The organism is Marinobacter sp. (assembly GCF_040904845.1).
Taxonomy (GTDB): Bacteria; Pseudomonadota; Gammaproteobacteria; order Pseudomonadales; family Oleiphilaceae; genus Marinobacter.
In genome coordinates, this window is the sequence record NZ_JBBDSR010000106.1 from 68,733 (window position 1) to 78,203 (window position 9,471).

9 protein-coding genes are annotated in these 9,471 nt (G+C 57.8%); 6 read left to right on the plus strand and 3 right to left on the minus strand.

From position 1 onward, the window contains the following. The first annotated feature begins 38 nt into the window (after nt 1-38). The 3 genes from WD429_RS13530 to lipB are packed head-to-tail and all read left to right on the plus strand — an operon-like array spanning nt 39 to nt 2,148. Nucleotides 39-1,202: a D-alanyl-D-alanine carboxypeptidase family protein gene (locus tag WD429_RS13530; protein ID WP_368422707.1), complete on the plus strand. Its 1,164-nt coding sequence runs from the start codon at nt 39-41 to the stop codon at nt 1,200-1,202. Nucleotides 1,203-1,235: 33 nt separating this feature from the next. Further along, nucleotides 1,236-1,505: a YbeD family protein gene (locus tag WD429_RS13535; RefSeq protein ID WP_368422708.1), complete on the plus strand. Its 270-nt coding sequence runs from the start codon at nt 1,236-1,238 to the stop codon at nt 1,503-1,505. A gap of 4 nt (nt 1,506-1,509) precedes the next feature. After that, nucleotides 1,510-2,148 carry a lipoyl(octanoyl) transferase LipB gene (gene lipB / locus WD429_RS13540; RefSeq protein WP_368422709.1) on the plus strand — a complete coding sequence of 213 codons (639 nt, stop codon included), beginning with the start codon at nt 1,510-1,512 and terminating at the stop codon, nt 2,146-2,148. A gap of 5 nt (nt 2,149-2,153) precedes the next feature. Here the strand turns inward: lipB and WD429_RS13545 are convergent, their stop codons facing one another. Beyond that, complete coding sequence (locus tag WD429_RS13545) at nt 2,154-3,251, minus strand: GGDEF domain-containing protein (RefSeq protein WP_368422710.1); 1,098 nt, start codon at nt 3,249-3,251, stop codon at nt 2,154-2,156. A 259-nt stretch (nt 3,252-3,510) separates the two neighbouring features. Between WD429_RS13545 and WD429_RS13550 the strand changes: the two genes are divergently transcribed. Further along, on the plus strand, nt 3,511-4,965 hold the full coding sequence (locus WD429_RS13550) for an ABC1 kinase family protein (RefSeq protein ID WP_368422711.1): 1,455 nt from the start codon (nt 3,511-3,513) through the stop codon (nt 4,963-4,965). On the opposite strand, the gene WD429_RS13555 is transcribed toward WD429_RS13550, so the two are convergent. Then, on the minus strand, nt 4,902-5,348 hold the full coding sequence (locus WD429_RS13555) for a YqaA family protein (protein WP_368422712.1): 447 nt from the start codon (nt 5,346-5,348) through the stop codon (nt 4,902-4,904). The two genes, WD429_RS13550 and WD429_RS13555, sit on opposite strands and share 64 nt — an antisense overlap. Nucleotides 5,349-5,394: 46 nt before the next feature. On the opposite strand from WD429_RS13555, the gene WD429_RS13560 reads away from it, so the two are divergent. Both WD429_RS13560 and WD429_RS13565 read left to right on the plus strand, forming a co-directional pair. Next, nucleotides 5,395-7,521 carry a methyl-accepting chemotaxis protein gene (locus WD429_RS13560; protein WP_368422713.1) on the plus strand — a complete coding sequence of 709 codons (2,127 nt, stop codon included), beginning with the start codon at nt 5,395-5,397 and terminating at the stop codon, nt 7,519-7,521. A 143-nt stretch (nt 7,522-7,664) separates the two neighbouring features. Next, nucleotides 7,665-7,919 (plus strand): GrxA family glutaredoxin, encoded by a 255-nt coding sequence (locus tag WD429_RS13565; RefSeq protein ID WP_368422714.1) that lies wholly within the window; start codon nt 7,665-7,667, stop codon nt 7,917-7,919. Between the two features lie 61 nt (nt 7,920-7,980). Here the strand turns inward: WD429_RS13565 and WD429_RS13570 are convergent, their stop codons facing one another. Then, nucleotides 7,981-9,243 (minus strand): 6-phosphofructokinase, encoded by a 1,263-nt coding sequence (locus tag WD429_RS13570; protein ID WP_368422715.1) that lies wholly within the window; start codon nt 9,241-9,243, stop codon nt 7,981-7,983. Nucleotides 9,244-9,471 lie beyond the last annotated feature (228 nt).

A 9,471-nucleotide genomic window follows, 5' to 3' on the forward strand; every position in this document is an offset into this window, starting at 1 on the left:
AAAACCAAAGACACCCCTAACGACGAATGAATGGACCCATGGTAATAAATTCAGTTTTCCGCGCGCTTACTTCCGCTTTGCTGCTGGCATTGACACTTTTTGGTCAGGCCAGCGCTCAGACAGTCCTGATCCCATCTCCGCCCCAGGTGGCGGCAAGCTCGTACGTCCTCATGGACCCTCTCAGCGGCAAGGTGCTGATGGATGAGAACAGTAACGAGCGCCTGCCACCGGCCAGCCTGACCAAAATGATGACCGCCTACATAGTTGAGCGGGAGCTGGACGAGGGGCGTATTTCCATGTCGGACATGGTGCCCATCAGTGTCAACGCCTGGCAGACTGAAGGCTCCCGGACCTTTGTGCAGGAAGGCACGACCGTGTCCGTTGAGAACCTGCTGAAAGGTGTCGTTATTCAGTCGGGTAACGATGCTTCGGTGGCGCTGGCGGAATTCATCGCCGGCAGCGAAGAAGCGTTTGTGGACATCATGAACCAGCAGGCGCAACTGTTGGGCATGAAAAGCACCCGGTTTAAGAACGCGACCGGTCTGCCAGCCCCGGATCATTTTTCAACCGCCAATGATCTGGCGTTACTCGCCAAGGCGATTATCAACGATTACCCGGAGAACTATCCGCTTTATGCGGAGAAGCATTTTACCTACAACAATATCCGCCAGCCCAACCGTAATAGCCTGCTTTGGCGTGACAACAGCGTTGATGGCCTCAAGACCGGTCATACAGAGGAGGCCGGTTATTGTCTGGTGGCGTCGGCAAAGCGTAACGATACCCGCATGATCGCCGTCGTGATGGGAACAGACAGCACGCGTGCGCGCGCTCAGGAAGTTCAGAAAATGCTGAACTACGGATTTCGTTACTATGAGAGTGAAACCCTGTTCGGTGCCGGTCAGGAGTTGATCGAGGCCCGCATCTGGGGTGGCCGTGATGACGAACTGGCGGTTGGCGTGACTGAAGAAGTCAATGTCATCATCCCCCGAGGTTCCCGCGATTCCCTCGAGTCCACGGTGGATCTCGATTCCGTCATTAAGGCACCCATCAAGGTCGGTGACGAGCTGGGCCGCGTTCAGGTCAAATTGGGTGACGATGTCATCGTGGACCAGCCGGTTCTGGCGCTGAGTGATGTACCGGAAGGCGGGCTTTTCAAGCGCCTGTGGGATGCCATCAAGCTGTTTTTCGTGCAGTTGTTTTAATGACGGCCGTCGATGTGACAGGAGTATGCCGGCATGAGTGAGCCCAAAGCACCGAAGATAGAATTTCCCTGCGATTATGTGATCAGGGTTATAGGCGATGCAGCGCCGGATTTTACCGAGTTTGTGGTTGAAGTCGTCGAGCAGCACGCCCCTGGCATCCAGGAAACGGATGTTTCACAGAAAAGCAGTCGTGGTGGCCGGTATACATCGGTTCAGTTGACGATCGTAGCGACGGGTGAGGCACAGTTGAAAGCACTGTTCGAGGATCTGAAGGCCAGCGGCCGGGTTCACATGGTGCTTTGACCGGATGACGCAGCTGATAGTTCGTTCGCTCGGTGAACAACCGTACCTGGAAACCTGGGAGGCGATGAAGGCCCTCACCGCGAGCCGGGATGACGCCGTGGCGGATGAAATCTGGTGCCTTGAGCATCCACGCGTTTATACCCAGGGCCAGGCCGGGAAAGCGGAGCATATTCTCGCGCCGGGCTCGATACCCGTTATCCAGGTCGACCGTGGTGGGCAGGTGACCTACCACGGGCCGGGCCAACTGGTGATCTACCTGATGTTAGACCTTCAGCGGTTGAAGTTGGGTGTGCGAACGCTGGTGAATGAGATTGAGCAGGCGATTGTGAGGGTGCTTGCGGGAGCCGGAATAACCGCAGCTCCGCGGCCGGACGCCCCCGGTGTCTACGTGAGTGGAGCCAAGATAGCCTCGCTGGGATTACGTGTTCGCCGTGGTTGCTCGTTTCACGGCCTTGCCCTGAATATTGCCATGGATATGGAGCCCTTCCGTCGTATCAATCCCTGTGGGTTTGTTGATATGCCCATGTGCCAGGTCAGTGATTTTGTGACCGGGGCAACCGTTGCGGATTTTTCCGGCAAGCTGGCGCAAGAATTGGTGGCGGGTCTTGGGCACGATCAGGTCGAGTTTCTCAGCGGTTGGTAAGCGGCTTACTCACTGCCTTTGCCGGGTTCTTCGGAACTGCAAACCGTATTGCGCCCCAGGGTTTTGGCCTGGTACAGGGCTTCATCCGCACGTTGCAGTAGCCGATCAACGGATTCCGAACCAGTGATGGTGGCCACCCCAATGCTGACCGTCGCAGTGATCTTCTGCCCCTCAGCATCCGCCGACTGGCTGGCCACGGCTTCACGAACCCGGTTGGCAGTCTGCACCGCTTCCTTTGTGCCTGTCTCCGGCAGGAGCACCAGATACTCTTCACCGCCCCAGCGGGATAACGTATCTACCTTTCGGCACTGCTCCCTGAGCGTCGATGCCACCATCACGATTATGTCGTCACCTACATGGTGCCCGTAGTTATCGTTAACGCTCTTGAACAGATCAATGTCCATCAGCAGGACGGAGAAGCTGCGTGCATTGCGTAGGTAACGCTGGTATTCGTGTTCCAGTTGGGCCATGAGTTCCCGGCGGTTGGCCAGTCCGGTCAGCGCATCGTGCTTGGCTGCGTACTCGAATTCGTTGGCGAGTCGCAGCAAGCTGAGTTTGCTCCGCCGCCGGCTTTGGTCCAGCACATAACAGGTAGACATCTCAAAGGCGAGAACTGCCAGCATGGTCAGCCTGAAGCTCGTGGTGTACGGGGAGTCAAAAATCAGGTCGCCTATTGGGCTGAAGAGCAGGGCGACGGCGGCCAACCCGCCGCCGCAGGCAATGACCCCGATCTTCGACTGACTGATATAAAAAATAATCGGCGGATACGCGAACAGCCAGATGATGGCGGATCCATCCTCAGCCGCACTCACTGCCAGATAGACAAACAGAGCCGTGGTAATGGCAATAAAACCGCGCCGCTGAAGCGTGGTGTGCGTGGTAACAAGATAGACCAGGCCGTTGGCTGCCAGCAGCCCGGCGAACACCACCAGCAGTGTCGGTGTGGTGGAGTCTCCCTGTAAAAAGGACCGGTAAGCAAATAAGGCCAGCAACGGCACAGCAGCCAGCGTCAACCATCCGATGAGGGTGGGTACAGGGATCTCTCCTCTAACCCGGAACTGGGATAAATCGGCACCGAATTGCTTTGTTGTTTCTGGCGTCATTTTCAGGTCTTGTTGTTCTGGTGTTATGGTTGGGCCGCTGAACAGACCCGTGCGAATATACTAGCCGGATTCGATGTGCTGGATTGTGTTAAAACGTAAAGAGTTGAAAACGTTTCATTCATATACGTCGGGAAGGCGCAAAGCATTGGCCACAAGGCCGCTTAGGCTCCGGCCAGCCAGTTAGGTTCGGGGCGTATCCTGTCCGTATAATGGTGGTAATTGCCCAGGGGCTGACACTTATGAACCGCGCAGGTATTTGATGGTATCCAAAAAACGGGGAACATCGGTTTCAAGAATCAAGACCGGAAGCTTTGAGCGCCGGCTCACCCTCACCCGGGCCGGATTGTTTGCAGGCACGCGGATGGCGTCCCATATGGCGACCAACTGGTTCAGCAGTCGTGAAACCCGTGATCAACGACACCGCGCCATGCTGTCCAGCCAGGCTCAGTTTCTGGTCGACGAGCTGGGCAAGCTGAAGGGCAGCGTGGTCAAGATCGGCCAGGTCATGGCGCTCTATGGCGAACATTTTTTGCCGGATGAAGTCACCGAAGCACTGCATACCCTGGAAGACCAGACCACCTCACTGGAATGGAGCGCCATCGAGCGCGTCCTGAACGATGAACTGGGCGCTGAACGGCTGGCTGAGCTGGACGTGGACCCGGACCCGATAGGGGCGGCGTCGCTGGGGCAGGTGCATCGGGCACGCCGCAAAGAGGATGGTCTGGAGCTGGTGCTCAAGGTGCAGTATCCGGGCGTGGCGGATGCGGTGGACAGCGATCTCAACGCAGTGGCCCAGTTGCTGAAAATTGCGAGGCTGGTGTCTTTCGGGCCGGAGTTCAACGACTGGCTGGAAGAGGTGCGAGATATGATGCACCGGGAAGTGGACTATCGGCTGGAAGCCCGCACCACCGAAAAATTCCGCCAGATGTTGATCGCCGATCCGCGCTTCGTGGTGCCGCGTGTGCTGGAGGAGTTTTCCACGACCCATGTGATTGCGTCCACCTACGAGCATGGGCATTCGGTGAGCTCAGTGGCCGTGCGGGAATTGCCGCTGGCGCGTCGTACCGAATTGGGGCGTGCGGCTCTGGAGCTGTTCTTCCGCGAGCTTTTTGTCTGGGGCGAGATTCAGACGGACCCGAACTTCGGTAACTACCGTATCCGCATTGCCGGCGAGCAGGGTGCCGATCCGGGTTACGATCAAATCGTGTTGCTGGACTTCGGTGCCGTGCAGGCCTACACCAGCGAATTTCTTGACCCGGTTATCCAGATGATTCGTGCGTCGTACGAAGGCGACCTCCCGGCCGTGATCGATGGTGGGGTAACGCTTCGTTTTATGAGTCGCGACTGGCCTGAAGACGTGCTGGACAAGTTCGGGCAGGTTTGTATGTCTGTCCTTGAGCCGCTGTCGAAAGATCCTGCGCAGTGGCCGGAGCACGCGGTCAATGAGCATGGGGAATATCGCTGGAAACAGAGCGATCTGCCTTCCAGGGTCGCCCGCCAGGCTGCCAGGTCCGCCATTAACCGTTATTTCCGGGTACCACCGAAAGAATTTGTGTTCCTGAACCGCAAGCTGATTGGCGTGTACACCTTTATTGCCGTGCTCAATGCTGAGTTCAATGGCGAAACGCTGCTCAGGGCCTACCTCTACGGTCAGGGGACAGATTCAGAAGGCACTCCGGCCGCTTCCATAACCACCCACAATACAAAGGCGTAACGCGCGCCTTTGCCGATGGCGACCAGAATCACGAAGTTCAGCCATGGCACTCGCATAATCCCGCCAACGAGGGTCAGGGCGTCGCCGCCGAGGGGCAGCCAGCCCAGAAGCAGGGACCACTGACCAAACCGATTGAACCGCGTCCGCGCTTTCTCCAGCTGTTGCGCTGAGACCGGAAACCAGCGTTTATGCTTAAAGCGATCCACTTGCCGGCCGATAACCCCGTTAACAACGGAGCCCAGCGTATTGCCCGCCGTTGCCCAGAGCCAGAGCCACCACAGTGAGTAGCCCTGGGTGAGCATGGTTCCCAGCATGATTTCAGAATAAGCCGGAAGCAGCGTAGCCGCCGCAAATGCCGTCACAAACAGGGTAAGATACGCCAAGCTGTCGCCTCATGTTAAACACCGCTACTGTACAGGTTCCATCACCATGAAAACGCTCTCGTTACGCCTGAAACTCTATGCCCTGGTGATTACGCTGCTACTGATCATGGGTGTCAGTATTGTGGTCACCGCCCAATTGTCTCTGACTGACATGGAGGGCCGGATAACGACAGAAACCCGCGATACGGTGCAGGGTATTGTGATGGAGCGCCTGAGCGCAACCGCCGGTAAGTATGGTGAGCTGGTGAGTGGTCTGTTTGCCGCAGCCTACCGGACGCCGGAAGTGGTACGAAATGTGATTATCCGCAACATCCAGGCTGACAGCTCCGGGCGCATCAGCCGCATAGACCTGCAGGAAACCATCGGGGCGGTGCTTGAAGAACAGAAAGGCCTGAGTTCGGTATATGCCCAGTTCGAGCCGGACGCCTACGATGGCCAGGACCGGTATTTCACCGGCGGTGTGGAAGAGCACAGCAGCGATGAAGGCACTCTGGAAATCTATTACTACCGGACTCCCGACGGTGAAGTGGTGTTCAGCAGAACCGAGGACCCCGCCACCAAATACCTCGACAGCCGCAATGAATTCGGTATTCGGGAGGCGGAATGGTATCTGTGCTCAAAAGACAGCAAGACTCCCTGCATCATGGAGCCCTACGACTACGAAATCGAAGAGGGCTACACCGAGCTGATGACCAGCCTGGTGGTGCCGATTGTTAACGATGGTGAATTTGCCGGTGTCGTGGGCGTGGACATCAACCTGTCTACCCTGCAGCAGACCATTCGCGACGTTAGTCAGGCGCTCTACGAGGGCGAGTCCCGCGTGACCCTGTTGAGCAACAAAGGCCTGATTGCCGCCTCCAGCCACTATGTTGATCATTTGGGGCGTCCACTCAAGGAAGCATTGCCGGCGCTTGCTGACGAATTCGTCGGGCTGCATCGTGGCGAGCGCAGTTACGATGACGGAACAACCCTGGCGGTGTCTTACCCGGTCGGGATCGAACTGCCGGGTACGCAGTGGTCGCTGCTGATTGAGCTGCCCCGGGAAACGGCGCTGGCCGAAGTGGCGCAGATTACCGGCTTGCTGTCCGATGAGGTGAGCGCCACCGCTGGCCGCCAGGCCATGGTCGGTGTGCTGGTGTCGGTTCTCGCGATCCTGATACTGGTTCTGCTGGTTCGTTCGGTCACGCGGCCGCTGAATGAAATCCGCGACCGGATGAAGAATCTTGCCAGTGCCGAAGGGGATCTGACCCGAGAGCTGACCATTGATACGCACGCCGAGTTGATTGAACTGGCGGGTGGCTTCAATGCCTTCCTGGCGCGCTTACGGGTCATGATCAATGACCTGAAAAATGTAAACGGTCAGGTCCGCCAGCAGGCGACGGACGTCGGTGGCATTGCGCGGGAAGCCGACGCGCAGACCGAGCGGCAGCACCAGGATATTGAAAACGTTGTCACCGCGATGAACGAGATGAGCGCCGCCGCCGGAGAGGTAGCCGGTTTTGCCGGTGAGGCCGCCGATAACGCGCGTCAGGCCCAGGATGGCGTGCGGTTTACCCAGGACACGCTGACCACCGCCGTTGATGGCGTTGGTGCCTTGTCCGGAGACATGGACCAGGCCAGTACCGCCATAACCCAGGTTGCAGGCCGCAGCGATAACATCAACCGCATTCTGGATGTGATCCGTGGTATCGCCGAGCAAACCAACCTACTGGCCCTGAACGCCGCCATCGAGGCTGCCCGGGCTGGAGAGCAGGGGCGCGGTTTTGCCGTAGTGGCCGACGAAGTGCGCACACTGGCGTCTCGTACCCGCGAGTCCACCGATGAAATCAGCGATATGATCGAGGGGCTGCAAAGCGACGTTGATGGTGCGGTCTCGGTTATTCGCGCCGGGGTGGATCGTGCGACCCTGGCGGTAGAAGGTACCCGCGAAGCCGACCATTCCCTGGCTGCCGTCGTCGAGCGGATCGGTACCATTGTTGAACATGTGACCCAGGTAGCAACGGCAGCGGAAGAGCAAAGTTCAGTCAGTGAAGAAATCAACCGTAACCTCACCCAGATTGGCGATGCCGCCAGTGATTTGCGTGAGCTTGCTCAGCGCGTCCGGAGCAGCGGTGACGCCCTGGATGAGCAAGTGAACGTGCTGGACTCTGAGCTGGGCCGCCTCAAAACCTGATGGTGGGCGGGTGGTGGCATGAGCCTCTCCTATGGCGGCCATTCAGAGCATCAATTTTGTGATGGTTTGATGACATGCCATCATGGCAGCAGTTTGAGCCTCGGCGCCTACCCGCCGGAATGTCTGAGATTGAGGAGTATGCTATGGAGCATGTGACGATTTACGGCCGTACGTCCTGCGGGTTCTGTGTGCGGGTCCGCCACTTGTGCGAAGCCAGGGGGATGCCCTTTACCTGGGTGGACATGGTGGCAGAAGGACTCAGCAAGGACGACATCGCGGACAGAATTGGCCGCCCGGTATTCACTGTGCCGCAAATTCTGGTGGGCCAGCAGTACATTGGCGGGTCGGATGAATTTGTCAGTTATGTCCAGCAGTGGGATGCGGCCAACGCGAACTGAAGATCGGCAATAAAAAGCGCTTGTGGTGTTAGCCACAAGCGCTTTTTTTATGCGTGGGTGATCAGATCTGGAAGTCGGTCTTGAGCTTTTTTTCCACCAACGTGTTTTGCAGCCTGGCTACTCGGGGCAGGCCATTGTCAAACGGGGGGAAACTCTCGCCATAGATCAGCGGCTCAAGGTAATCCCGGCAGTCCTGGGTGATGCCGAAGCCGTCGTCGCTGATGTAGTGGATCGGCATTTTCTTTTCCTGGTTGGCGACGTCACTCAGCGGAGCTTCGCCAATGTGCCAGCGATACGGTTTTCCCTGATCACGAACGATGGTCGCCATCAGCGCCTGCTTGCCTTCCATTGCCATTTCGACGGCGGCCTTACCAACGGCATAGGCCTGTTCAACGTCGGTGGCGGAGGCAATGTGGCGGGCACTGCGCTGCAGGTAATCCGCGACGGCCCAGTGGTACTTGTGGCCCAGCGCCTGCTTGACCATGTTGGCCAGTGCCGGTGCCACGCCGCCCAGTTGGGTATGGCCAAAGGCATCTTTGGCTCCGGCGTCCGCCAGGAATCGACCATCCTCGTATTGCGCGCCCTCTGACGCTACAACCACGCAATAGCCGTATTCTTTGACGCAGAATTCCACCCGCGCGAGAAACGCTTCACGGTCGAACGGTATCTCCGGGAACAGAATGATGTGGGGTGGCTGACCCTCGCCCTGACCGGCCAGCCCGCCCGAGGCGGCAATCCAGCCGGCGTGACGGCCCATTACCTCAAGAATAAACACCTTGGTGGAGGTCTCGCACATGGACTTGATGTCCAGGCTGGCTTCCAGGGTTGAGGTGGCGATGTACTTCGCGACGGAGCCGAAACCGGGGCAACAATCGGTGAAGGGCAGGTCGTTGTCCACGGTTTTGGGCACGCCGATGCAGGTGATCGGATAACCCATCTTTTCAGACAGTTGGGACACTTTGTAGGCCGTATCCTGAGAATCGCCGCCACCGTTGTAAAAGAAGTATCCGATGTCGTGAGCGCGGAATACTTCGATCAGGCGCTCGTATTCGCGCTTGTTTTCAGAGAAATTCTTGAGCTTGTGGCGGCAGGAACCAAATGCGCCACCGGGGGTGTGGATCAGTGCCTGGATGGCCTTGTCGCTTTCAAGGCTGGTGTCAATCAGCTCTTCCTTAAGAGCGCCGATGATGCCGTTGCGGCCGGCGTAGATCTTGCCGATGCGGTCCGGATATTGGCGCGCAGTCTGAATGACTCCGCAGGCGCTGGCGTTAATGACGGCGGTGACACCGCCGGATTGAGCGTAAAAAGCGTTTTTGATGGCCATCTCAGGCTGGTGCCTCTTGCTGGTTCAGTAATGGCCGCCGATGATACGCCAAATGCCGGCTTTTTTCATGAGCAGGATTGCGGATCACGAAGGTCTTGACGGCCTGCGGTGTATACGGGAGGCTTGGCACGTTCCTTTTTACGGCCATTCACGGCCACTCACGAGGTCAGACCGGTCATGCACATCCATATCCTGGGAATTTGCGGCACATTCATGGGCAGCCTTGCG